The organism is Luteipulveratus halotolerans (assembly GCF_001247745.1).
GTDB lineage: Bacteria > Actinomycetota > Actinomycetes > Actinomycetales > Dermatophilaceae > Luteipulveratus > Luteipulveratus halotolerans.
The window spans coordinates 2,577,514-2,600,290 of the sequence record NZ_LAIR01000002.1 but is presented as its reverse complement, the minus strand read 5'-3'; the positions used below and the strand labels follow the sequence as shown (position 1 = coordinate 2,600,290).

Sequence of the window (22,777 nt, the reverse complement as noted above, 5' to 3'; positions counted from 1 at the left end):
AAAAATGTCAATCTTCCTGAACGCTGACAGCAAGATCATCGTGCAGGGCATGACCGGTGGCATGGGCTCCAAGCACACCGCGCTCATGCTCGAGGCGGGCTCCAACATCGTGGGTGGCGTCAACGCCCGCAAGGCCGGCACCACGGCCGAGATCGGTGGCCAGGAGCTGCCCGTCTTCGGCACGGTCAAGGAGGCCATGGAGGCCACCGGCGCCAACGTGTCGGTCGCGTTCGTGCCGCCGAAGTTCGCCAAGGACGCCGCGATCGAGGCCATCGACGCCGAGATCCCGCTGCTGGTCGTCATCACCGAGGGCATCCCGGTCAAGGACTCCGCGGAGTTCTTCAACTACTCCATCGGCAAGAAGACCCGCATCATCGGCCCGAACTGCCCCGGCATCATCACGCCCGAGGAGTCGCTGGCCGGCATCACGCCGCACACCATCGCGGGCAAGGGTCCGATCGGTCTGGTCTCCAAGTCGGGCACCCTGACCTACCAGATGATGTACGAGCTGCGTGACTTCGGCTTCACCACCGCCATCGGCATCGGCGGTGACCCGGTCATCGGCACCACGCACATCGACGCTCTCGAGGCGTTCGAGGCCGACCCCGACACCAAGGCGATCGTCATGATCGGCGAGATCGGCGGCGACGCCGAGGAGCGGGCTGCCGACTACATCAAGGCCAACGTCACCAAGCCGGTCGTCGGCTACGTCGCCGGCTTCACCGCCCCCGAGGGCAAGACCATGGGCCACGCGGGTGCGATCGTGTCCGGCTCGTCCGGCACGGCGCAGGCCAAGAAGGAGGCCCTCGAGGCCGCCGGCGTCAAGGTCGGCAAGACGCCGTCCGAGACGGCAGACCTGATGCGCGAGATCCTCAAGGGCCTCTGAGCCCTTCGGGATCTCCCGGTACGACGGCCGGTCACCTCTGCGGAGGTGGCCGGCCGTCGGCGTACGCGCGGCGCGGCTCCCGGCGAATCGTCACCCGACCGGCGACGATGGGTCCCGTCATGAGTCTGCTTGAGCGCACCCGTCAGTTCGTCCCGACGCCGTCCTCCTCCGACCGCCCGATGAACCCACTGCTGGTGGCCGCGGGCTACGGCGCCGTGGGCGCACTGTCGCTGGTCCTGCTGCTGGTCGTCCCGGTGACGATCGCCTGGCTCGCCGACTCGCAGAGCACGGTCAGCTGGAGCGACGCGCTCACGTTCGCCGCCGACAGCTGGGTGCTCGCGCATCGCGGTTCGCTCGGGGTGCCGGCCGGTGACCTCACGGTGACGGCGCCGCCGCTGCTGCTCACGGCGCTCGCCGTCCTGCTGGCACGGATGGCCGGAGCCGCTGCCCTGCAGCAGCTCAGCTCCAGGACGCGGGGTCTGTGGCCCCGCGTCGCCCTGTCGTACGCCGGTGGGTACGCCGTCACGGGCCTGGTCCTCGCGTTCGTCGGCCGCATCGGACCGGGCAAGCCCGGGTTCGTGCTGGTCGTCCCCGGGGCGTTGGTCGTGGCGGCCATCGGCATGGGCTGGGCAATCTGGCGCGATCACGTGCGCGGTGACGGCATCGCCACCGAGCAGCTCACGGCCTGGGGCAACAGGCTCCCGGCCGTGCTCGTCCGAGCGCTGCGCCCCGCCCTGGTCGGAGTCTGGGCGCTGCTCGCGGTCGGGCTGGTGCTGGTGCTCGTCGCGGTCGCGCTGTCCTGGGGCCGGGTCAGTGAGATCAACGGCGAGCTGCGGCCCGGTGTCGTCGGCGGCACGCTGCTGACCGGTGCGCAGCTGACCGCGGCACCCAACTTCGCGGCGTACGCAATGACCTGGCTGAGCGGCGCGAGCATCCACCTGGGTTCGGTGACCGTGGGGCACGCGGCCATCACCCCCGGGATCCTCCCGATGGTTCCGGTGCTCGGCGCGGTCCCGGAGGCCGGTGCGGGCCCGTGGTGGGCACCGTTCGTCCCGCTCGTGCCCGTGGCCGTCGGTGGCTTCGTCGGCTGGCGCACGCTGCGCGGACTCACCGTGCTGGCCTCGCTCAAGGCGAAGGTCCAGACCGCGACCATCGCGGGCGCGCTGGCCGCTGCTGGCCTGCTCCTGCTCGCCTACGTCGGCAGCATGGGTGTCGACGGCACCGCGCTCGACCACGTCGGTCCGTCGCTGATGGCGGTGCCGCTGCTGATCGCCGAGGTCGTCGTCGGTGCCGTGCTCACGGCGACGGTGCTGCACTACTGGCGCACTCACCGCTGACGCGCCGCCGAGTGGTCGGCAGTGGCACCGCGGACGGTGCTCGGCAGATGTTGGCGAGCAGCACATCCATGCGTGTGCAGCTCGCCACCTTCTGCCGGCGGAGGGGACGGGCTCGACCGGCGTACCGGGATGCCGTTCAGTCCTCCAGGAAGCGCTGGAGCAGGTCTGAGCTCTCACCGAACTGCGTCTGGCACGCCTGCTCGGCCACGTGCGTGTTGGCCCCGGCCAGGCAGTCCTGGTAGTCGCGCGTCGAGCCGTAGAACGCGTACGGGATCGCGACGACCACGAGCAGCATCACCGTGAGCGCCAGGCCGATGCCGCTCCAGGCGCGCATACTGCGCGGGGCGCCGGCGTCGCCGAGTGCCTTCAGGCAACGCACCGACTCCCAGACCGAGAACGCCAGCGGCACGAGAGCGACCGCGTTGAACGGCATCGGCATCAACGAGGCGAGGAACCCGAGCAGCAGGTAGAACGCGGCACGTCGTGAGTTGAGTGCGCCAGGCGGCAGCACGCGCTTCTGCTCGGTCACATCACTCCTCGGGGTCGGTGCTCATCCTCTCCCACGCACTGTCCGCGCACGCGCGCGGGCTCGGTAGCCTCACCGCGTGACCGCAACGGCCCAGATCGTCGTCCTCGTCTCCGGCTCGGGGACCCTCCTGCAGGCGCTCATCGACGCCGCCGCCGACCCGGCGTACGGCGTGCGCATCGCAGCCGTCGGCGCCGACCGCGACGGCATCGAGGGGCTGGCCCGCGCCGAGCGTGCGGGCATCCCGACGTTCGTACGCCGGGTGCGCGACTTCGCGAGTCGCGAGGGGTGGGACGCGGCGCTCGCGGACGACGTGGCGGCGTACGACCCTGCCCTCGTCGTCACGGCCGGGTTCATGAAGATCCTGGGCGCTCGCATGCTCCAGCACGAGGTGGTCAACACCCACCCGGCGCTCCTGCCGAGCTTCCCGGGTGCCCACGGCGTACGAGACGCGCTGGCTTACGGCGTTGCCGTCACCGGCACCACGTGTCACCTCGTCGATGCGGGCGTCGACACCGGCCCGATCCTGGAGCAGCGCGTCGTGCGGGTCGAGCCCGACGACACCGAGGAGTCGCTGCACGAGCGCATCAAGGTGCAGGAGCGCGAGATGCTCGTCGACAACGTGGGCCGGCTGGTGCGCGAGGGGTTCGTGGTCGACGGGCGGCGCGTACGCATCGGTGGATGACCGAGCACCGGCCGCGGGTCGGTAGCCTGGTGCCACACGACTGGCGCAGGTGGGCCACCACCAGGGAGTGAAGTCGAGCGCATCGAACGCCTGGGTGCTGCTCACATGACGACGTCCTTCAGGAGTTCGCTGTGACCTCAACCGACGCCCGCCGCCCGATCACGCGCGCGCTCGTCTCCGTCTACGACAAGACCGGCCTCGAAGACCTGGCCCGCGGCCTGCACGAGGCCGGCGTCGAGCTGGTCTCGACCGGTGGCTCGGCCAAGCTCATCGACGGCCTCGGCATCCCGGTCACCAAGGTCGAGGACCTCACCGGCTTCCCCGAGTGCCTCGACGGCCGGGTCAAGACGCTGCACCCCAAGGTGCACGCCGGCCTGCTCGCCGACACCCGCAACCCCGACCACGTCGCCCAGCTCGCAGACCTCGGCGTCGAGCCGTTCGACCTGGTGATCTCCAACCTCTACCCGTTCCGCGAGACCGTCGCATCGGGCGCCACGCCCGATGAGTGCATCGAGCAGATCGACATCGGCGGCCCGTCGATGGTGCGCGCGTCCGCCAAGAACCACGCGAGCGTCGCCATCGTCACCAGCCCGTCGTCGTACGACGCGGTGCTGGCGGCCGTGGCCGACGGCGGGTTCACGCTCGAGCAGCGCAAGCGGCTCGCCGCCGAGGCGTTCGTGCACACGGCCGACTACGACAACGCGGTCGCCAACTGGCTCGGCAACGTCTACGTCGACACCAGTGACGGCACCGGCTTCCCGGCCTGGACCGGCGCGACGTTCACCAAGTCGGCGACGCTGCGCTACGGCGAGAACCCGCACCAGAAGGCCGCGGTCTACACGCACTGGCGCCCGGGCCTCGCGAGCGCCGAGCAGCTCGGCGGCAAGGAGATGTCGTACAACAACTACGTCGACACCGACGCCGCCGTCCGCGCCGCCCACGACCACGGTGACCAGCCGACCGTCGCGATCATCAAGCACGCCAATCCCTGTGGTATCGCTGTAGGTTCGGACGTCGCCGAGGCTCACCGCAAGGCGCACGAGTGCGACCCGCTGTCGGCGTACGGCGGCATCATCGCCACCAACCGGCCCGTCACGAAGGCGATGGCCGAGACCGTCAAGGACATCTTCACCGAGGTCGTCGCGGCGCCCGACTTCGAGCCCGAGGCGCTCGAGCTGCTGAAGACCAAGAAGAACCTGCGGCTGCTCAAGCTGCCCGCCGACATGGCGAAGTACGCGGACCCGATCGAGACGCGGGCCATCAGCGGCGGTCTGCTCGTGCAGCAGCCCGACCGCCTCGACGCGGTCGTCGAGGGCGACATCCCGGGCGGCGACGACGCCTCGCGCTGGCGTCTGGTCGCGGGGGAGGCGGCCGACGAGTCGACGCTCGCCGACCTGCAGTTCGCCTGGAAGGCCATCCGTGCGGTGAAGTCCAACGCGATCCTGCTCGCCAAGGACGGCGCGTCGGTCGGTGTCGGCATGGGTCAGGTCAACCGGGTCGACTCGTGCGAGCTCGCGGTCAAGCGCGCCGGCGAGGAGCGTGCCCGCGGTGCGGTGGCGGCGTCCGACGCGTTCTTCCCGTTCGCCGACGGGCTGCAGGTGCTGCTCGACGCCGGCGTGAAAGCCGTTGTCGCGCCTGGTGGTTCGAAGCGCGACCCCGAGGTGGTCGAGGCGGCCGAGAAGGCCGGCGTCACGCTCTACTTCACCGGAACCCGCCATTTCGCGCACTGAGTCGTCTCGCGTCACTCCGCCTCCGGTCGACGTCGCCGGCTCCGTCGATTCGGCAGCGTCGTGACGCGGCCGGACGCGCACAGCACGACCCGCTCGGCGTCCGTCACCAGGCGGGCGCCGAGCGGGCGTGCGCTCGCGCTGATCGGCGCGGCCACCTCCGGCTCGCTGCTGTCGGTGCAGTCGCGGATGAACGGGGTCATCAGCGAGCACAGCGGCCGCCCGGTCGAGGCGGCGCTGTGGAGCTTCGGCTCCGGACTCGTCGTACTCACGTTGATGGTGCTGCTCGTGCCGCGGATTCGTCGCGCGCTCGCCGAGATCCCGAAAGCGTTGCGCGACAACAGACTTCGCTGGTGGCAGTGCATCGGCGGAGCGTCCGGCGGCCTGCTGGTGGCCGTGCAGTCGTGGTCGGTGCCGCTCGTCGGCGTCGCGATCTTCAGCATCGGCGTCGTCGGCGGGCAGACCCTCAGCGCGCTCGTGGTCGACCGTGCCGGGCTCGGGCCGGGCGGCGTACAGCACATCACCGTGGCGCGGGTCGCCGCAGCAGCACTCGCGGTCATCGGCGTGGTCGTGTCGGCCACAGCGCACAGCGGAGGGCAGGACGTGTCGTTCGCTCCGGCCGCCGCCGCGTTCGGGGTCGGGCTGCTGCTCGCGGCCCAGCAGGCGGTCAACGGCCGCGTCAACAAGGTGGTCGGTCACACCATGGCGACGACCTGGCAGAACTTCTTCGTCGGCGTGGTCGTGCTGGTGCTGGTCGCCGCAGTGCAGGCGATCGTGTCCGAGGGGCCGTGGACGCTGCCGACCGGCGCCCCCTGGTGGGCGTGGTTCGGTGGGCTGCTCGGCATCGGCGTCATCGGCATCATGGCGTGGGCCGTGGGTGAGATCGGCGTGCTCGTGTTCGGTCTCGTGTCGGTCGCCGGTCAGCTGCTCGCAGCGCTCGTGCTCGACCTCATCGACGCGTCCGCACGCGACGACGTCGGCGTACAGCTGGTCCTCGGCCTGCTCATCACGCTCGTCGCGGCGGCCGGCGCCGGGTGGGCCGCCTCGCGCGCCTGAGCCGCAAAACCGTTGGGCGACAACGGGTCCGAGGTGGTACGCCTGTGCCGTGACCTCCACGGACGTGACCTGGCCGCGGCGCACCGAGCGTCTGCTCCTTCGCCCCTACCTCGACGCCGATGCCGACCGCCTGGTGCAGATCCGCAACCAGCCCGACGTGTGGCGGTGGCTGATGAAGACCCGTGTCGACCCGACCGAGCTCGTCGCGGGGTGGGAGAAGTCCGTGACCGATCCGCACGACCACTCGGCGGTGATCGAGCTCGACGGCACGGTCATCGGCTGGGTCAACCTCGAGGTCGAGGACGGCATGGGACAGGACCGCACCGAGGCGTCCCAGCGGGTCGAGGCGCTGCTCGGCTACGTCATCGATCCTGCGTACGCCGGCCGCGGCTTCGCGGGGGAGGCCGCAGCCGAGATGGTCGCGGTGGCGTTCGAGGAGGTCGGCGTACGCCGGGTGACGGCCGGCTGCTTCGCCGACAACACCCCGTCCTGGCGGATCATGGAGTCGCTCGGGATGCGGCGCGAGCAGCACGGCGTCGAGGACTCCTGGCACAGCGAGCTCGGCTGGGTCGACGGCTACACCTACGGGATCCTGCAGCGCGAGTGGCACGAGCGCGACTGGCGTACCACCGCCTGAGCCCGAGCCCCAGGCGAGATGTGACTTCAAGGGCTGCTATGCGCACTCGTGAAGTCACATCTCGCCCTGGGAGTGGGGGCTCGGGGCGTGCCAGCATGGGGGCATGCGCTCGACCATCCGGGAGTACCGCACCGGCGACCGCGGGGTCGTCCTCGACATCACCACCGACTGCCGCGACGTCGTCGCCGACGAGGGCGACGGCCTGCTGCACGTGTTCGTGCCGCACGCCACCGCCGGCATCGCGATCATCGAGACCGGCGCGGGCAGCGACGACGACCTGCTCGCTGCGCTCGCCGACCTGCTGCCCGCCGACGACCGCTGGTCACACCGGCACGGCAGCCGCGGTCACGGCAGGTCACATGTCATGCCGGCGCTCGTGCCGCCGTACGCCACCGTGCCCGTCATCGACGGACGTCTCGCCCTCGGCACCTGGCAGAGCATCTGCCTGGTCGACCTCAACGTCGACAACCTCGACCGCAGCGTGCGCCTGTCGTTCCTGCCGGGCTGATCCGAGCAGAGCTCGGCCCCTCGCCAGGCCGAGTGCGCATGTCGCGCTAGTTGAGCGGGCCGGCAACGAGCGCGACATGCGCACTCGACCGGAAGAGGCGGCGGCTCGTCAGATCCAGCGGGCGAAGCAGCGGCAGTCGGGCTCCTCGCGGTAGTAGCCGTAGGCCGGGATCGGCACGTAGCCGGCGCTCTCGTACAGCGCGATGGCCTCGGGCTGGGCGGTGCCGGTCTCGAGGATGACGCGGCTGAACCCGCGGCCCCGGGCGTAGGTCTCGATCGCCTCGAGCAGGCGTCGCCCGTGACCCTCACGCCGGCGCGACGGCCGGACGAACATCCGCTTGAGCTCGGCGTCGGCTCCGTGGATGCGCATACCGGCGCACCCGACGAGGCCTTGTGAGTCGGAGGCGACCAGGAACGTGCCCGACGGGGGAGCGAACTGGTGAGGGGAGACCGGTGTGGCGTCGCCCTCGCCGCCGTAGCGGCGGGACAGGTCGGCCGTCAGCTCGGCGACCAGCTCCTGGGCCACCGGGTCGTCGTAGGGGACGCTCTGGAGCGTCCAGCCGGGTGCATACCTCACCGTGGCAGGATAAGCACCCGTGACGGCGACGCTGATGGACGGTAAGGCCACTCTGGCCACGATCAAGAACGAGCTGCGCGAGCGGGTGGCCGCTCTGCAGGCCCAGGGCATCACGCCCGGGCTCGGCACGGTGCTGGTGGGCGACGACCCGGGCTCGCACTGGTACGTCGGGGCCAAGCACAAGGACTGCGCCTCGATCGGGATCACCTCCATCCGCAAGGACCTCCCGGCGAGCGCGACCCAGGCCGAGGTCGAGGCCGTCATCGACGAGCTCAACGCCGACCCGGCCTGCACCGGCTTCCTCGTCCAGCAGCCGACCGGCCTCGATGAGTTCGCCCTGTTGTCGCGCGTCGCGCCCGACAAGGACGTCGACGGTCTGCACCCGGTCAACCTCGGCAAGCTCGTCCTCGGCGAGGACGGTCCGCTGCCGTGCACGCCCATCGGGGCGATCGAGCTGTTGCGCCGGTACGACGTGCCGATCGCCGGCGCCGACGTCGTGGTGGTCGGTCGCGGGCTGACGGTCGGCCGGCCGCTCGGTCTGCTGCTGACCCGGCGTTCGGAGAACGCCACGACCACGCTGTGCCACACGGGCACCCGCGACCTGGCCGCACACGTGCGGGAGGCCGACATCGTGGTGGCCGCGGCCGGCGTCCCCGGTCTCATCACCCATGACATGGTCAAGCCCGGTGCGGCCGTGCTCGACGTGGGCGTCTCGCGCGTCGACGGCAAGATCGCCGGCGACGTCGCGGACGACGTGGCCGAGGTCGCCGGGTTCGTCTCGCCCAACCCGGGCGGCGTCGGACCGATGACCCGCGCGATGCTCCTCACCAACGTCGTCGCTGCCGCCGAACGGCAGGCGGGGTGATCCCGAGCCGGCTCGGGCCGGTGTGGTGGGTCCTCGTCGCGGGGTGCCTGACCTCGGTGGTCCTGATGCTCGTCGGCCCCGTGCGCGCCGGGGGCTACCTGCTGGCCGCCGTGCTCGCCCTCGTCGGCCTCGCTCGCCTCGCGCTCCCGGCCGGTCTGTGCGACGGGGTGGCAGTGCGTTCGCGGGGGCTCGACGCGGCGACGTACGCCGCGCTCGCGGTCGCGGTCGTCGTGATCTTCGCGCAGGTCAAGCTGCCGTAGCCCGTCGAACAGGAGGGAGCCGCCATGGTCGGACGCCAGGACCGTCACGACGGCGACCCGCGTCGCCGGCTGCTGCTCGACATCGGTGCCACCCTGCTCGGGGGCGGTACGCCGGTCGGTGACGTCGAGGACGAGCTGCGGGCGCTCGGCCGTCCCATCGGTGCGCCCGAGGTGCAGGTGGCGGCGTGGTCGACGGGGCTGTTCGTCGGGCTCAGCCCCGACTCCAGCACCGCCGTGCAGTCGGCCGGCGCGGGGCTGCGGTTCGACCAGGTGTCCGATGTCTTCGACGTGATCCAGCGGCTGCGGACCGGGCGGCTCGACGTCGCGGCCGCTCAGGTCGAGCTCGCCGAGATCCGCCGCGAGCCTCCGCCGTGGCCGGTGTGGGTGGCCGAGCTCGGGGCGGTCCCGATCGGCGTCGGTCTGTGCCTGCTGCTGCAGCCCTCAGCGGTCAACGTGCTGTTCGCCGCGCTCGGCTCGCTCGTGGTCGCCGGCCTCCTCGCCATCACCAGGCGGTGGCCGTCGTTGCGCAGCCTCCTGCCGGTCGCCTCGGCGTTCTTGGTCTCGCTCGTCGTGCTCGGTGCGTTCAACGCCGGGTGGCTCGACGGGCCGCTGCGCACCATCGTCGCGACGCTCGCGCTGCTGCTGCCGGGCAGTGAGATCGTGACCGGTCTGACCGAGACGGCCTCCCGCGCCGTCTCGGCAGGAGCGTCCCGGCTCGTCGCGGCCCTGGTGCAGCTCGCGCTCTTCTTCGCCGGTGTCGTCGGCGCCGCCGCTGTCACCGGCACCTCCCTGTCGCACCTGGACAACGAGCAGATCGCCCATCCCGGCTGGTGGCCCTCGGTGCTGGGCGTGGCGCTGGCGACGGTCGGGCTGGTCATCAACTTCTACCCGCCGCTGGAGCACATCGGCTCGACGGTCGCGGTCATCGCGGTGGCCGCGCTCGCCCAGGTCGGGCTGGGCGCGGTCCACGGTGCGGCCCTCGGCGGTCTGGCCGGAGCGCTCGCTGCCGCCGTGACCGCCGTCGTCATCTCACGCCTGCCGCACGGCCCGATGTGGCGCATCACCTACCTGCCGGCGTTCCTCGTCGTCGCGCCCGGGTCGTTCGGGCTGCTCAACGCCTCGCAGGTCGAGCTCGGCAGCGGTGACACGGCGGCCGACGGCGTGTTCGCAGCGCTCGCGGCGTTCTTCAGCATCGCGATCGGTGCCCTCATCGGCGCGGTGATCGCCCGTGCGTCCGACCGCGGCGTCCGCCATGCGCCGCCGCCGACGAGCGGACCGGCACACCCCTGAGGGTGCTGTACGACGAAGGGCCCGGTCCACCTCGGACCGGGCCCTTCGTCGTACAGCGGGGTGGCTCAGATGAGGCCGAGCTTCTTGACGGTGTCGCGCTCGCCCTCGAGCTCCTTGACGGAGGCGTCGATCTTGCCGCGCGAGAACTCGTCGATCTCCAGGCCCTGGACGATGGTCCACTCGCCGTCCTTGACCGTCACCGGGAAGGAGGAGATGAGGCCCTCGGGCACGTCGTACGAGCCGTCGGAGACGACCGACATGGAGGTCCAGTCGCCCTCGGCGGTGCCGAGCTGCCAGTCGCGGGCGTGGTCGATCGTGGCGGACGCGGCCGAGGCGGCCGAGGAGGCGCCGCGGGCGTCGATGATCGCCGCGCCGCGCTTGGCGACGGTCGGGATGTAGGTGCCCTCCAGCCACTCCTGGTCGTTGACCAGCTCGGCGGCGTTCTGACCCTTGACCTCGGCGTGGAACAGGTCGGGGTACTGGGTCGCGGAGTGGTTGCCCCAGATCGTCATCTTCTTGATGTCGGCCACGGTGGCGCCGGTCTTGGCCGCGAGCTGGGCGATGGCGCGGTTGTGGTCCAGACGCGTCAGCGCGGAGAAGCGCGAGGACGGGATGTCGGGCGCGTTGCTCTGCGCGATCAGCGCGTTGGTGTTGGCCGGGTTGCCGGTGACGGTGACCTTGATGTCGTCGGCCGCGACCTCGTTGAGGGCCTTGCCCTGCGGGGCGAAGATGCCGCCGTTGGCCTCGAGCAGGTCGCCGCGCTCCATGCCCGGACCGCGCGGACGCGCACCGACGAGGAGGGCGTGGTTGACGCCGTCGAAGACCTTGGTGGGGTCGTCGCCGATCTCGACACCGGCGAGCGTCGGGAACGCGCTGTCGTCGAGCTCCATGACGACGCCCTCGAGGGCCTTCAGCGCGGGCGTGATCTCGAGCAGGCGGAGCTCGACGGGCTGGTCCTGCCCGAACAGCGCACCGCTGGCGATGCGGAACAGAAGGCTGTAGCCGATGTTGCCGGCTGCGCCGGTGACGGCGACCTTGATGGGCGTGGTGCTCACGGATTCCCCTTCGAGCAGGCGTGGGTCAATAACGTCTCGGACCGTAGCAGCGCAAGGGCGCCGCTCCGGCATCGGTCTCAACGTCTCACCTCACGGACGGCCGCTACAACCAATCGTGAGGATATGAATAACGTGCGATTATGAGTGATCTTTCCTTCGCGTACTGGGTGCCCAACGTGTCCGGCGGGCTGGTGGTCAGCACGCTGCCGCAGCGCACCGACCACAGCCCTGCGTACAACATCGACACCGCGCAGACCGCCGAGCGTCGTACGAGCGTCGGTCACCGCCGCCTTTAGGGTGGTGCGCTGTGACGCGCGTACCCGACACCCAGCCCTTCGTCCCGGTCCTGCTCGGGGCCGACGCCTCGACGTACAGCCTGGCCCGCAGCTTTCACGAGGAGTACGACGTCGTCTCGGTCGCGGTGTCGCGGCTGGGTGCGGGGGCGGTGGCCAGCTCGCGCATCATCGAGACCTCGCGGGTGTCCGACCTGGACGACCCCGAGGCACTGGTCGCGCACCTCACCGAGCTGGGCGAGCGATTCGGTGACACGCCGCTGATCCTGCTCAGCAGCACCGACTTCCTCGTCCGCCGGATCGTCGAGCTGCGTGACCGGCTGGAGCCGCGCTACACGATCCCCTACACCTCGCTCGCGCTCATCGAGAAGATGACCGACAAGGCGGAGTTCAGCCGGCTGTGCACCGAGCTCGGCATCGCCCACCCCGAGACCGTCGTCTACGACGTGCGACGGCACGACGAGCTCAAGGACGACCCGCAGCTGCTGGCCGGGCTGGAGTTCCCGATCATCGCCAAGACCGGCAACAGCGCGCTCTACCACCAGTACGACTTCGTCGGGAAGCAGAAGGTCCACACGGCCGCCTCACGCGAGGACCTGCTCGACCTGATGCAGCGGGTGCACGACAGCGGCTACCCGGGCACGTTCATCCTGCAGGACATGATCCCCGGCTACGACGAGGGCATGCGCATCCTCACGACCTACAGCGACCAGCGCGGCAAGGTGCGGTTCGCGTCGTTCGGGCAGGTGCTCATGGAGGAGCACCTGCCGGCCACGCTCGGCGTCCCCGCAGCGATCATCACCGGTCACAACCACGACGTCGTGCAGGAGGCCACGCGGCTGCTCGAGCACGTCGGATGGACCGGCTTCGCCAACTTCGACCTCAAGTACGACCCGCGCGACGGGCGCACCAAGTTCTTCGAGCTCAACCCGCGCCTGGGCCGCTCCAACTTCTACGTCACCGCGTCCGGTCACAACCCGGTCCGCTACTACGTCGAGGAGCACGTCGAGGGGTCCGACCTGTCCGACGAGCCGGCGCTGCTGGAGTCGTCCAAGGAGGAGCTCTACACCTCGCTGCCGGTGCCGCTGCTGCTGCGTTATCTGCCGGGCGATCTGCGCAAGAAGGTCGTCTCGATGGTCGCCCGCGGCCGGGTCACCAACCCCCTGATGTACGCCCGCGACCCGCACCCCAAGCGCTGGGCCTACGTCATGGCGTACGGCGCCAACCAGGTGCGCAAGTACGCCCGCGTCTACCCGCCGCCGAAGCGTGAGAAGTGATGACCACCAAAGACATTCCCGCTGGTCGAGTAGGCGAGCCCCCCAGGGCGAGCCGTATCGAGACCGAGGCTCGGGTCACCCCCGAGCAGGGCTGGTCCTCGCCGACGGTCGGCATCATGGGCGGTCTCGGTCCGCTCGCCGGTGCGACCTTCCTGCGCGTGCTCACGCTGCTGACGCCTGCCACGAACGACCAGGAGCACCTGGACGCCGTGCTGCTCAGCCACGCGACGACGCCTGACCGCACCGCGCGCATCAAGGACGCCTCGGCGCCCGACCCGACGCCCGTGCTGCTCGCGGATGCGTTGCGGCTGCAGGCGATCGGGGCCGCGTTCATCGCGGTGCCGTGCAACACCGCCCACGAGTTCTTGCACCAGGTGCAGGGCCAGGTCGAGGTCCCGCTGATCGACATCGTCGACGTGACTGCGGCGGCGGCAGCCGAGCGGGCTCGTACGACGTCGGGGGAGTCCGCACCGCGCGTCGGCGTCCTCGCGACCGACGGCACCCGAGCGGCCGGCATCTACGCCACCGCGCTGCGCGACCTCGGCGTCGAGCCGGTCGACACGACCGACGACGAGCAGCGCGAGGTCATGCGGATCATCTACGACCAGGTCAAGGCCGGGCAGCCGTCCGACCTCGACGCGCTGCTCCGACTCGTCGACGCGATGGTCGAGAAGGGTTGTGCCGCAGTGGTTCTCGGCTGCACCGAGCTGTCGGTCGCGTACGACGAGCACCGCCTCTCGTCCGACCCGCGCCTGGTCGACTCGGTCGACTCGCTGGCGCGGGCGACGATCACCCGCGCCGGGCGTACGCCGCTCGCCTGAGCCGCGCCGGCCCGAGCTGGGGGTCGTAGCGGGAGCCATACCTCCCATGACGACCCCCACCCCTACGCAGTACGGCGCACCTCGGCGGCGAGCGCTGCGCGCACCTGCTCCATGAACTGGCTCTCGTAAAGACGCAGGCCCAGGACGGGGATCCGCAGAACAGCGTCACCGCCGAGGACGACCGCGTTCTGCCGCAGAGCATCGTCGACGGGGGTGAGCCCGCTGAAGTGCTGAGCGCCGTCCACCTCGACGACGACCGCGCGGTCACGCCAACGCACGTCGAGGTAGACGCGGCTCTTGCCCTCGCGGCGCACGACCTGCCGCTCAGGCTCAGGGAGGCCGTACTGGCGGCAGAGTCGGGCGAAGTCGAGCTCTCCCAACGACTCGGCTCCGGCGCACACGTCTCGGATGATCTGCCCGAGGAAGGCGGCGTTGCGCACGTACGACATCTGGTCCCATGCCTCGAGCAGCGCCGGCTTGGCCACCAGCCGCTGTTGCACGGCCATCGCGATGAACGTCGCCGCCTGTCGGTCGGACACCGCCCACACAGCGGCGCGGATCGTCGCGATCTCCGTGCGCGTACGTGGTAGAGCGTGGGTTGTGAGCGCCTCGAGTGCGCGCACGGCATGGATCCTGACTCCGGGTACCCGGCGCACCTTCTTGTGGTGCGGGACCGACACGTCGATCACCTCCTGGCTCCAGCCCTTGAGCCCTGCCTGGAGCAGCGCCGTCACTCCGTCGAGCCGTGCTCCGGCGCCGACCTCGAACACGGCTGACCACCGGTCCGCGAGCTCTTGCTCCACCGGCGGGATGAACACGGTCTGATGCCCCCGAACGGACCACCGTCCGGCTGCCACCTCCTCGCGGACGTCGTAGCGAGTGACGCCACGAGCCCTCAGCTGGGCGCGCGAGAGCGCCCCACCTTGCGCCGCAGCGACGTCGGCGGTCACAGCTGCGCGCCATGCGCGGCGCGGTCGTCTCTTCGAGGGCTCGTCCACGGACACGGAGTGTGCCGGGCGTGGCAGATCGGCGCGGGCGGCCTGTGGACAACTCCGGAACGAGCAGGAACTGGGGGTCCAGGGGGGAGTCATGGCTCCCCGTGCGACCCCCAGCTCCTCAGCGGGTGGTCGGGAGCCAGTCCAGGATCGCGCCGGCCGCGGCCTGCGGGCTCAGCGAGGTGTTGTCGAGCCGCAGGTGGGGCATGCGCGCGAGCAGCGCGTCGGCCGCGGACGGGTCGTCGGGGGCGGTGTGCATCCGATAGGTCGCGTGGGTCGAACGTACGTGGTCGTCCGACCAGGCGAGGTCGCGCTTCGACGGCTTGGCCGCGATCCGGTCGGCACCGCGGTTGCGGGCCAGGCGTGTGTCGAGGTCGGCCTGCAGCTCGACGGCCGAGACGGGCAGGCCGGCGTCGGCGTACGGCGCGATCAGTCGCTCGACCTCAGCGACGTCCTCGACCAGGTCGACGGCGAAGGCGTAGGTGAAGACCAGGCGGGTTCCCGAGGCGGCTGCCTCCTCGATGACCCGGCGGCGGAACTCGGCGTTCAGGAGGTTGAACGGGGGTGTGCCGTGGTCGAACACCTCGATCAGCGGCTCGATCGTGTGGTGGTTGTGGAAGAGGCGGAAGCCCGAGCGCGCGCAGACCGCCCGGCCGACCGTCATCTTGCCGACGGCCGGCGGGCCGAAGATCAGCAGCAGCTCCCCGTCTCGCATGGCGGGGAGGCTACCGAAGGGCGCCGCACGAACCGGCCGACCGATTCACGGGCCGCGCAGGCGGAGGCGTAGCCTGCTGGGGCCGCCACCGCGCGCCGTTCCACCTCATCCCACAGGAGCCAGAAGTCAGCATGGAGAAGATCAAGGTCAAGAACCCCGTCGTCGAGCTCGACGGCGACGAGATGACGCGCATCATCTGGCAGTTCATCAAGGACCGGCTGATTCACCCTTACCTCGATGTTGACCTGAAGTACTTCGACCTGGGCATCGAGAACCGCGACGCGACCGACGACCAGGTGACCATCGACTCCGCCAACGCCATCAAGGAGTACGGCGTCGGCGTCAAGTGCGCGACGATCACCCCGGACGAGGCCCGTGTCGAGGAGTTCGGCCTCAAGGAGATGTGGAAGAGCCCCAACGGCACGATCCGCAACATCCTCGGCGGCGTGATCTTCCGCGAGCCGATCATCATCAGCAACGTGCCGCGCCTGGTGCCGGGCTGGACGAAGCCGATCATCATCGGTCGCCACGCCCACGGTGACCAGTACAAGTCGCAGAACTTCAAGGTCCCCGGCCCGGGCACCGTCACCATCACCTACACGCCCGCCGACGGCGGTGAGCCGCAGGTCCACGAGGTCGCCCAGTACGACGAGAACGGCGGCGTCGCGATGGCGATGTACAACTACAACAAGTCGATCGAGGACTTCGCTCGCGCGTCGTTCAACTACGGCCTGCAGCGCAAGGTGCCGGTCTACATGTCGACCAAGAACACCATCCTCAAGGCCTACGACGGCGCCTTCAAGGACATCTTCCAGGAGGTGTTCGACAAGGAGTTCAAGCCGCAGTTCGACGCGCTCGGCCTGACGTACGAGCACCGCCTGATCGACGACATGGTCGCCTCCGCGATGAAGTGGGAGGGCGGCTACGTCTGGGCCTGCAAGAACTACGACGGTGACGTGCAGTCCGACACCGTGGCGCAAGGCTTCGGCTCGCTCGGTCTGATGACCTCGGTTTTGATGAGCCCCGACGGCAAGACGGTCGAGGCCGAGGCGGCCCACGGCACGGTGACCCGTCACTACCGCCAGCACCAGCAGGGCAAGGCGACCTCCACCAACCCGATCGCCTCGATCTTCGCGTGGACCCGTGGCCTGGCTCACCGCGGCAAGCTCGACGGCACCCCCGAGGTCACCCAGTTCGCCGAGACCCTCGAGCGCGTCTGCATCGAGACGGTCGAGGAGGGCAAGATGACCAAGGACCTCGCCCTGCTCATCAGCAAGGACCAGCCGTTCCTCACGACCGAGGAGTTCCTCGCCGCCCTGGACGAGAACCTCCAGAAGGCGATGGCCTGACGGTCTTGCGCCTGATCAGCGCCAACGTCAACGGGATTCGCGCGACGCTGCGCCGCGGCGGGCTCGACTGGCTCGCCGCTCAGCAGCCCGACGTGGTGACGCTGCAAGAGGTGCGCGCCACCTCCGAGCAGCTGTCCGCCGCGCTCGAGCAGACCCCGTTCGACACCTGGCACATCGTCGACGCGCCCGGCCCTGCGGCCGGGCGCGCCGGCGTGGCCGTGCTCAGCCGGCTGCCCGTCGTACGCCGGTCGGCTCACCTCCCCGGGCTGCCCGACGAGGGCCGCTGGGTCGAGGCCGACATCCGTACCGAGAGCGGCGACTGCGTCACCGTGATCTCGACCTACGTCCACACCGGTGAGGCCGGCACCCCCAAGCAGGACGACAAGTACGCCCTGCTCGACGCGGCCACCACGCGTCTCGCGCAGCTGCGCGACGGGCACGTGGTGCTGACCGGTGACCTCAACGTGTGCCACACCCAGCGCGATCTGAAGAACTGGAAGGGCAACCGCGGCAAGGCGGGGTTCCTCCCGGACGAGCAGGCGCGTCTGAGCACCTGGTTCGACGACGGGTGGGTCGACGTCGGCCGGGCGTACGCCGGTGACGTCGACGGCCCCTACACGTGGTGGTCCTGGCGGGGCAAGGCGTTCGACAACGACGCCGGCTGGCGCATCGACTACCAGATCGCGAGTCCCGCACTGGGCGCTCTGGTCAAGCACGCCGAGGTCGGTCGTGCGGCGACCTACGCAGAGCGCTGGAGCGATCACGCCGCGGTCGTCGTCGACTACGTCCTGGACTGACAGACTGGGCGCGACCGCCCACGAGACGAGGAGGCCGGGATGACCAACCGCAGGCCGGTGGAGTGCTGGCTGACCGACATGGACGGCGTCCTCGTGCACGAGGAGCAGGCGATCCCGGGCGCCGCAGACTTCCTCAAGCGGCTCCAGGACGCCGGTCGCCGCTTCCTGGTGCTGACCAACAACTCGATCTACACCCCGCGTGACCTGCGAGCGCGGCTGAGCGCTTCGGGCATCGACCTGCCCGAGGAGTCGATCTGGACGTCGGCGCTCGCGACCGCGCAGTTCCTGCAGGACCAGCGCGAGGGCGGGTCCGCATACGTCATCGGTGAGGCCGGACTCACGACGGCGCTGCACGACGCCGGCTACATCATGACCGAGCGCGACCCCGACTACGTCGTGCTGGGCGAGACGCGCACGTACTCCTTCGAGGCGATCACGCGCGCGATCCGGCTCATCGAGGACGGCGCCCGGTTCATCGCGACCAACCCCGACGCGACCGGCCCGAGCCCGCAGGGGCCGCTGCCGGCCACCGGCTCCATCGCGGCGCTGATCACCAAGGCGACGGGCGTCGAGCCGTACTACGTCGGCAAGCCCAACCCGCTGATGATGCGCAGCGCCCTCAACCGCATCGACGCCCACTCCGAGACGACGGTGATGATCGGCGACCGCATGGACACCGACATCGTCAGCGGCCTCGAGGCGGGCCTGCGCACGATCCTGGTGCTGACCGGCTCGACCCGGCCGCACCAGGTCGACCGGCACCCGTTCGTGCCGACGCGGGTGGTCGAGTCGATCGCCGACGTCGTCCCGCTCATCGAGCAGTTCGCACCGGCCGCGGAATAAGCGCCCGGCGCCCGAGGCTGGGCCTCACATGAGCCTCTCCCTGCCGCTGGGTGTCGCCCGCTGGCCGCGGCCCGGCGCCGTCAACGCCGTGCACGACGTCATCGACCAGGCGCGCACGGTGCACGACCTGGGTGTTGATGCGGTCTGGTTCGGCCAGACGTACGACCTGGACTCGCTCTCGCTCGCGGCGACCGTCGGCGCGAGCGTGCCCGGCCTTCGGGTCGGCACGTCGGTCGTGCCGATCAATCCGCGCCATCCGGTGGTGGTCGCCTCGCAGGCGATGACCGCGCAGGCGGCGAGCCACGGCCGCTTCACGCTGGGCCTCGGGCTGGGCGGCAAGGCCCTGGAGCAGCGGACGTTCGGACTCACGACGGAGCGGCCGATCGCGCGGCTGCGCGAGTACCTGCGGGTGCTGCACGACCTCATCGAGGGTGACGGCGCCGACTTCGAGGGCGAGACGCTGACGGCGCGCCCGGTGCTGCCGACCACCGTGGCCGGCGGCAGCGGCGTACCCGTCCTGGTCGCCGCGATGGGTCCGCAGGCGGTGCGAGCCACGGGCGAGCTGGCCGACGGCTCGATCCCGTTCCTCGCCGGCCCGCGGTTCATCGGCAGCCGGCTGCGGCCCGATCTGGACCGGACGGCCGCTCGGGCCGGACGTCCGACGCCGACGATCGCCGCGGGCGTCGTCACAGTCGTGACCGACGACGTCGAGACGGTCCGTGCGACGGCCCTGGAGCAGATGGCGTTCTACGAGACGCTGCCCTCTTACCGCGCGGTCCTGGACGCCGAGGGCGCCGAGCGCGCAGCCGACATGGCGCTCATCGGCGACGAGGAGACCGTCGCCGCCGGCCTCCAGCGGTACGCCGACGCCGGAGTCACCGAGATCTACGCGACGCAGACCGACCTGGGCGGGCCGCAGAGTCAGCGCCGCACCTGGGAGCTGCTCGGTGCGCTCCGCGGACGAGCTCGCCGTCAGGCGTCCTGAGCGTCGAGGTCGCTGCGCGGGGCGACGATCAGGTGCACGCCGAGGTCGGCGATGGCACGGCGCGCGTCGTCACCCAGCTCGGCGTCGGTGACGAGTGTGTCGACCTGGTCGAGCATCGCGATGGTCTGCAGGCCGACGACGCCCCACTTGCTGTGGTCGGCGACGACGACGATCTTCTGCGCACACTTGATGAGCGCCCGATTGGTCTGTGCTTCTTGAAGATTCGGCGTCGTGAGCCCCGCGGCGAGGTCGATGCCGTGGACGCCGAGGATGAGCGTCTCGACGTGCATGGTGGCGAGCATCGCGTTGGCGACGGGCCCTGCGAGGGCGTCCGACGGCGTACGCACACCGCCGGTGAGCACGACGAGCTGGTCGTCGCGGACGGGGTCGTACAGCAGCTCGGCGACGCGCGGCGAGTTGGTGACGACGGTCAGTCGCTTGATCGGCCGCAGCTCGTCGGCGACGGCGTAGGCGGTCGTGCCCGCCGAGACCGCGATGGTGCTTCCGGGCGCGATCAGCGACGCGGCCGTCCGGGCGATCTCGGACTTGCGGACCGGGTTCATCTCCGACTTCACCGAGAAGCCCGGCTCGTCCGGGTGGCGCTCGCCGACCGCGGCGGCGCCGCCGTGGACCTTCAGGACGAGCTTCTTGCCGGCGAGCGTCTCGATGTCGCGGCGAACCGTCATGTCGGAGACGCCGAGCGCCGTGACGAGCTCGGAGACGCGGACGCCGCCGTTCTGCTCGACCTCCCGCAGGATCAGCTCCTGCCGCTGTCGTGCCAGCATCGAACCTCCCAGCGTGCGTGGATGCGGCGGCGGTGACGCACAAGTAACAGGAACCGACACCGTACCTGTCAGGCAGTGGGCGTTCCCGCGTGTGAACGGCCGGGGTCGGGTGGGATCGTGGCAGGTCCGCACGGCACAATCAGCGCATGCCGTCGTTGGACACCACCACGCCCACGCCGAGGATCCTCTCGGGTATGCAGCCCACGCACGACTCGCTCCACCTGGGCAACTACCTCGGAGCGCAGGTCAGCTGGGTGCGGATGCAGTCCGACTTCGACGCGTTCTTCTGCGTGGTCGACCAGCACGCGCTGACCGTGGGCCCGACGCCCGAGGAGCTGCGCCGTCGTACGCGCGTCACCGCCGCCCAGTACCTCGCCGGTGGCATCGACCCCGAGCGCTCCACCGTCTTCGTCCAGAGCCACGTGCCCGAGCACTCCCAGCTCGCGTGGGTCCTCAACTGCCTGACCGGCTACGGCGAGGCCGCCCGCATGACGCAGTTCAAGGACAAGGCCGGCAAGCGCGGCACCGAGGGCACCAACGTCGGGCTGTTCACCTACCCGATGCTGATGGCCGCCGACATCCTGCTGTACGACGCGACGGCCGTCCCGGTGGGCGAGGACCAGCGCCAGCACCTCGAGCTCACCCGTGACCTGGCGCAGCGGTTCAACGCGCGCTACGGCACGACGTTCGTGATCCCCGAGGCCCACATCCCGGCCGAGACCGCCAAGATCATGTCGCTGCAGGAGCCCACCGCCAAGATGAGCAAGTCGGCCGACAACCAGGCCGGCAACCTGATGATGCTCGACGCGCCCAAGGCCAACACCAAGAAGATCAAGTCGGCCGTCACCGACACCGACAACGCCGTGCGCTACGACCCCGAGGCCAAGCCCGGCATCGCCAACCTGCTGCGCATCCACTCGGCGCTCTCGGGCGAGAAGGTCGACGCCCTCGTCGAGCAGTACGCCGGCGAGAACAAGTACGGCGCGCTCAAGACCGACGTCGCCGCGCTCGTCGCCGAGGTGCAGGAGCCGTTCAAGGCGCGCGTCGACGAGCTCGTCGGTGACCCGGCCGAGCTCGACCGGGTGCTCGCACGCGGTGCTGAGCGCGCGCGTGAGGTCGCCTCCGCGACGCTCGCTCGCGTGTACGACGCCGTCGGCTTCCTCCCCGCGGCTCGCTGACGTCGGGCAGAGTTCGATCCCATGACCCGCACGATTGGTGTCTCGATCCCGGTGCCCTCGCCGTACGGCGAGCAGCTGCAGGACGTACGCCGCGAGGTGGGCGACCCGCTCGCCGACGCCGTGCCCTCCCACGTGACGCTCATGCCCCCCACGCCCGTCGAGGACGCCGACCGTGACGCGCTGGCCGAGCACCTGGAGCGGTCGGCGTCGTGGGCCCGGCCGTTCCGGATGACCTTGCGCGGCACCGGCACCTTCCGGCCGATCTCGCCGGTGGTGTTCGTCGCGGTCGCCGAGGGCATCGGTGCGTGTGAGCTGCTCGAGCAGCAGGTGCGATCCGGTCCGGTCGAACGCCGCCTGGAGTTCCCTTACCACCCGCACGTCACGATCGCCCACGGCATCGACGAGGAGGCGCTGGACCGCGCGTTCGCCGCGCTGTCGTCGTACGAGTGCTCCTTCGAGGTCAACGGCTTCGACCTGTACGAGCACGGCGAGGACCAGGTGTGGCGATCCGTGCGGCGGTTCGCGTTCGGCGTGTGACCGCGGTCACGCAAGGTTGCCCTCACCGGGCGCGAACGAACGACGTGCCAGTAAAGTTCGCGACGTGGCAACGAACACCCTCCCCGCGAAGAAGCGGACGGGGAAGGTCGGCAGCACGATCTTCCTGAAGACGTTGATGGCCTCGACGGGCATCATCTTCGTCCTTTACGTCATCGCTCACATGTACGGCAACCTCAAGCTCTTCGCGGGGGAGGAGTCGTTCAACGAGTACTCCGAGCACCTGCGGACCTTCGGCGAGCCGATCCTGCCCCGGCACGGGCTACTCACGATCATCGAGGTCGTCCTCGTCCTCAGCCTGATCCTGCACGTCTACTCCGCAGCGCAGCTCGCCAAGCGTGCGAGCCAGGCCCGCCCCCAGAAGTACGCCGTCAAGAAGCGCGTCGCTCAGACCTTCTCGGCGCGCTGGATGCGCTGGGGCGGCCTCGCGCTGCTGCTGTTCGTGATCTGGCACATCATCAACTTCACCCTCCCCAAGGTGAACGTCGGTGACCAGGGCAACGGTCCGGACATCAAGCACAACCCGTACGCCCTGGTGGTCGACTCCTTCCAGGTCTGGTGGCTGACGCTGATCTACCTGCTGGCGATGGTCGCGCTCGGCATGCACCTGCGGCACGGCATCTGGAGCGCCTCGCAGACGCTCGGCCTCACGGGTACGGCGAGCGCTCGTCGTACGGCCAACCTGGTCGCGATCGCCGTCGCCCTGGTGGTCGCGGTCGGCTTCGTGCTGCCCCCGCTGTTCGTGCTCTTCGGCGTGATCGACTAAGGACTCATCG

Annotated in this window: 25 protein-coding genes, 1 pseudogene and 1 riboswitch; of the genes and pseudogenes, 20 read left to right on the top strand and 6 right to left on the bottom strand. The window is 70.4% G+C overall.

Features of this window, described 5'->3' with window-relative positions:
* Window positions 1–4 precede the first annotated feature (4 nt).
* On the top strand, window positions 5–886 hold the full coding sequence (sucD, locus tag VV01_RS13065) for a succinate--CoA ligase subunit alpha (protein WP_050670271.1): 882 nt from the start codon (window positions 5–7) through the stop codon (window positions 884–886).
* A gap of 119 nt (window positions 887–1,005) precedes the next feature.
* Complete coding sequence (locus tag VV01_RS13060) at window positions 1,006–2,223, top strand: cell division protein PerM (RefSeq protein ID WP_050670270.1); 1,218 nt, start codon at window positions 1,006–1,008, stop codon at window positions 2,221–2,223.
* Between the two features lie 136 nt (window positions 2,224–2,359).
* Here the strand turns inward: VV01_RS13060 and VV01_RS13055 are convergent, their stop codons facing one another.
* Window positions 2,360–2,752 carry a hypothetical protein gene (locus VV01_RS13055; protein ID WP_050670269.1) on the bottom strand — a complete coding sequence of 131 codons (393 nt, stop codon included), beginning with the start codon at window positions 2,750–2,752 and terminating at the stop codon, window positions 2,360–2,362.
* 76 nt (window positions 2,753–2,828) lie between these two features.
* Between VV01_RS13055 and purN the strand changes: the two genes are divergently transcribed.
* The 5 genes from purN to VV01_RS13030 all read left to right on the top strand — a co-directional run bounded on the left by purN (window position 2,829) and on the right by VV01_RS13030 (window position 7,362).
* Entirely contained in the window at window positions 2,829–3,434 is a 606-nt protein-coding gene (purN, locus tag VV01_RS13050) for a phosphoribosylglycinamide formyltransferase (protein ID WP_050670268.1), read from the top strand.
* Between the two features lie 26 nt (window positions 3,435–3,460).
* Window positions 3,461–3,537: riboswitch (ZMP/ZTP riboswitch) on the top strand.
* 28 nt (window positions 3,538–3,565) lie between these two features.
* Window positions 3,566–5,164, top strand: coding sequence for a bifunctional phosphoribosylaminoimidazolecarboxamide formyltransferase/IMP cyclohydrolase (gene purH, locus VV01_RS13045; RefSeq protein ID WP_050670267.1), 1,599 nt, complete (start codon window positions 3,566–3,568; stop codon window positions 5,162–5,164).
* A 60-nt stretch (window positions 5,165–5,224) separates the two neighbouring features.
* The gene (locus VV01_RS13040; protein WP_050670266.1) at window positions 5,225–6,217 is read left to right on the top strand and encodes a DMT family transporter; all 993 of its coding nucleotides are present in this window, start codon (window positions 5,225–5,227) and stop codon (window positions 6,215–6,217) included.
* A 49-nt stretch (window positions 6,218–6,266) separates the two neighbouring features.
* Window positions 6,267–6,854, top strand: coding sequence for a GNAT family N-acetyltransferase (locus tag VV01_RS13035; protein WP_050670265.1), 588 nt, complete (start codon window positions 6,267–6,269; stop codon window positions 6,852–6,854).
* 103 nt (window positions 6,855–6,957) lie between these two features.
* On the top strand, window positions 6,958–7,362 hold the full coding sequence (locus VV01_RS13030) for a secondary thiamine-phosphate synthase enzyme YjbQ (RefSeq protein WP_050670264.1): 405 nt from the start codon (window positions 6,958–6,960) through the stop codon (window positions 7,360–7,362).
* Between the two features lie 108 nt (window positions 7,363–7,470).
* Here VV01_RS13030 and VV01_RS13025 read toward each other — a convergent pair whose 3' ends face one another.
* On the bottom strand, window positions 7,471–7,938 hold the full coding sequence (locus VV01_RS13025; RefSeq protein WP_050670263.1) for a GNAT family N-acetyltransferase: 468 nt from the start codon (window positions 7,936–7,938) through the stop codon (window positions 7,471–7,473).
* 19 nt (window positions 7,939–7,957) lie between these two features.
* Between VV01_RS13025 and VV01_RS13020 the strand changes: the two genes are divergently transcribed.
* The 3 genes from VV01_RS13020 to VV01_RS13010 are packed head-to-tail and all read left to right on the top strand — an operon-like array spanning window position 7,958 to window position 10,353.
* Window positions 7,958–8,803 (top strand): bifunctional methylenetetrahydrofolate dehydrogenase/methenyltetrahydrofolate cyclohydrolase, encoded by an 846-nt coding sequence (locus VV01_RS13020; protein WP_050670262.1) that lies wholly within the window; start codon window positions 7,958–7,960, stop codon window positions 8,801–8,803.
* On the top strand, window positions 8,800–9,063 hold the full coding sequence (locus tag VV01_RS13015) for a DUF3017 domain-containing protein (RefSeq protein ID WP_050670261.1): 264 nt from the start codon (window positions 8,800–8,802) through the stop codon (window positions 9,061–9,063). Before VV01_RS13020 ends, VV01_RS13015 begins: the two co-directional genes overlap by 4 nt.
* Window positions 9,064–9,087: 24 nt before the next feature.
* Window positions 9,088–10,353: a threonine/serine exporter family protein gene (locus VV01_RS13010; RefSeq protein ID WP_050670260.1), complete on the top strand. Its 1,266-nt coding sequence runs from the start codon at window positions 9,088–9,090 to the stop codon at window positions 10,351–10,353.
* Window positions 10,354–10,418: 65 nt separating this feature from the next.
* On the opposite strand, the gene VV01_RS13005 is transcribed toward VV01_RS13010, so the two are convergent.
* Entirely contained in the window at window positions 10,419–11,408 is a 990-nt protein-coding gene (locus VV01_RS13005) for a malate dehydrogenase (RefSeq protein WP_050670259.1), read from the bottom strand.
* A 140-nt stretch (window positions 11,409–11,548) separates the two neighbouring features.
* On the opposite strand from VV01_RS13005, the pseudogene VV01_RS23355 reads away from it, so the two are divergent.
* The 3 genes and pseudogenes from VV01_RS23355 to cuyB form a co-directional block, all read left to right on the top strand.
* A pseudogene (locus VV01_RS23355) lies at window positions 11,549–11,674 on the top strand (dimethylsulfone monooxygenase SfnG); the annotation flags it as partial.
* Between the two features lie 41 nt (window positions 11,675–11,715).
* Window positions 11,716–12,978 (top strand): carboxylate--amine ligase, encoded by a 1,263-nt coding sequence (locus VV01_RS13000; RefSeq protein WP_050670258.1) that lies wholly within the window; start codon window positions 11,716–11,718, stop codon window positions 12,976–12,978.
* Window positions 12,978–13,799 (top strand): cysteate racemase, encoded by an 822-nt coding sequence (gene cuyB, locus VV01_RS12995; RefSeq protein ID WP_082220962.1) that lies wholly within the window; start codon window positions 12,978–12,980, stop codon window positions 13,797–13,799. The genes VV01_RS13000 and cuyB overlap by 1 nt, the downstream gene beginning before the upstream one ends.
* Before the next feature lie 62 nt (window positions 13,800–13,861).
* On the opposite strand, the gene VV01_RS12990 is transcribed toward cuyB, so the two are convergent.
* Complete coding sequence (locus VV01_RS12990) at window positions 13,862–14,797, bottom strand: hypothetical protein (RefSeq protein ID WP_071606376.1); 936 nt, start codon at window positions 14,795–14,797, stop codon at window positions 13,862–13,864.
* A gap of 118 nt (window positions 14,798–14,915) precedes the next feature.
* Window positions 14,916–15,509, bottom strand: coding sequence for an ATP-binding protein (locus VV01_RS12985; RefSeq protein WP_050670256.1), 594 nt, complete (start codon window positions 15,507–15,509; stop codon window positions 14,916–14,918).
* 131 nt (window positions 15,510–15,640) lie between these two features.
* Between VV01_RS12985 and VV01_RS12980 the strand changes: the two genes are divergently transcribed.
* The 4 genes from VV01_RS12980 to VV01_RS12965 are packed head-to-tail and all read left to right on the top strand — an operon-like array spanning window position 15,641 to window position 19,483.
* Entirely contained in the window at window positions 15,641–16,858 is a 1,218-nt protein-coding gene (locus tag VV01_RS12980; protein WP_050670255.1) for an NADP-dependent isocitrate dehydrogenase, read from the top strand.
* Between the two features lie 5 nt (window positions 16,859–16,863).
* Window positions 16,864–17,655, top strand: a complete 792-nt coding sequence (locus VV01_RS12975) for an exodeoxyribonuclease III (protein ID WP_050670254.1) — start codon at window positions 16,864–16,866, stop codon at window positions 17,653–17,655.
* A gap of 39 nt (window positions 17,656–17,694) precedes the next feature.
* A complete protein-coding gene (locus tag VV01_RS12970) occupies window positions 17,695–18,498 on the top strand; it encodes an HAD-IIA family hydrolase (protein WP_050670253.1) in 804 nt (267 codons plus the stop codon).
* Between the two features lie 28 nt (window positions 18,499–18,526).
* Window positions 18,527–19,483, top strand: coding sequence for a TIGR03564 family F420-dependent LLM class oxidoreductase (locus tag VV01_RS12965; protein ID WP_082220961.1), 957 nt, complete (start codon window positions 18,527–18,529; stop codon window positions 19,481–19,483).
* Here VV01_RS12965 and VV01_RS12960 read toward each other — a convergent pair.
* Complete coding sequence (locus tag VV01_RS12960) at window positions 19,471–20,268, bottom strand: DeoR/GlpR family DNA-binding transcription regulator (protein ID WP_050670252.1); 798 nt, start codon at window positions 20,266–20,268, stop codon at window positions 19,471–19,473. The genes VV01_RS12965 and VV01_RS12960 overlap by 13 nt on opposite strands.
* A gap of 146 nt (window positions 20,269–20,414) precedes the next feature.
* On the opposite strand from VV01_RS12960, the gene trpS reads away from it, so the two are divergent.
* The 3 genes from trpS (at window position 20,415) to VV01_RS12945 (ending at window position 22,767) form a co-directional block, all read left to right on the top strand.
* Window positions 20,415–21,446, top strand: coding sequence for a tryptophan--tRNA ligase (gene trpS, locus VV01_RS12955; protein WP_050670251.1), 1,032 nt, complete (start codon window positions 20,415–20,417; stop codon window positions 21,444–21,446).
* A 21-nt stretch (window positions 21,447–21,467) separates the two neighbouring features.
* On the top strand, window positions 21,468–21,983 hold the full coding sequence (locus tag VV01_RS12950; RefSeq protein ID WP_050670250.1) for a 2'-5' RNA ligase family protein: 516 nt from the start codon (window positions 21,468–21,470) through the stop codon (window positions 21,981–21,983).
* A 64-nt stretch (window positions 21,984–22,047) separates the two neighbouring features.
* Complete coding sequence (locus tag VV01_RS12945) at window positions 22,048–22,767, top strand: succinate dehydrogenase cytochrome b subunit (protein ID WP_050670249.1); 720 nt, start codon at window positions 22,048–22,050, stop codon at window positions 22,765–22,767.
* The last annotated feature ends 10 nt before the right edge of the window (window positions 22,768–22,777 follow it).

Bases quoted from the DNA above. Each gene is read 5' to 3' on its own strand.
- sucD (WP_050670271.1), top strand. From the start codon at position 5: ATGTCAATCTTCCTGAACGCTGACAGCAAGATCATCGTGCAGGGCATG.
- VV01_RS13060 (WP_050670270.1), top strand. From the start codon at position 1,006: ATGAGTCTGCTTGAGCGCACCCGTCAGTTCGTCCCGACGCCGTCCTCC.
- VV01_RS13030 (WP_050670264.1), top strand. From the start codon at position 6,958: ATGCGCTCGACCATCCGGGAGTACCGCACCGGCGACCGCGGGGTCGTC.
- VV01_RS13010 (WP_050670260.1), top strand. From the start codon at position 9,088: ATGGTCGGACGCCAGGACCGTCACGACGGCGACCCGCGTCGCCGGCTG.
- cuyB (WP_082220962.1), top strand. From the start codon at position 12,978: ATGACCACCAAAGACATTCCCGCTGGTCGAGTAGGCGAGCCCCCCAGG.
- VV01_RS12985 (WP_050670256.1), bottom strand. From the start codon at position 15,509: ATGCGAGACGGGGAGCTGCTGCTGATCTTCGGCCCGCCGGCCGTCGGC.
- VV01_RS12980 (WP_050670255.1), top strand. From the start codon at position 15,641: ATGGAGAAGATCAAGGTCAAGAACCCCGTCGTCGAGCTCGACGGCGAC.
- VV01_RS12970 (WP_050670253.1), top strand. From the start codon at position 17,695: ATGACCAACCGCAGGCCGGTGGAGTGCTGGCTGACCGACATGGACGGC.
- VV01_RS12965 (WP_082220961.1), top strand. From the start codon at position 18,527: ATGAGCCTCTCCCTGCCGCTGGGTGTCGCCCGCTGGCCGCGGCCCGGC.
- VV01_RS12960 (WP_050670252.1), bottom strand. From the start codon at position 20,268: ATGCTGGCACGACAGCGGCAGGAGCTGATCCTGCGGGAGGTCGAGCAG.
- trpS (WP_050670251.1), top strand. From the start codon at position 20,415: ATGCCGTCGTTGGACACCACCACGCCCACGCCGAGGATCCTCTCGGGT.
- VV01_RS12950 (WP_050670250.1), top strand. From the start codon at position 21,468: ATGACCCGCACGATTGGTGTCTCGATCCCGGTGCCCTCGCCGTACGGC.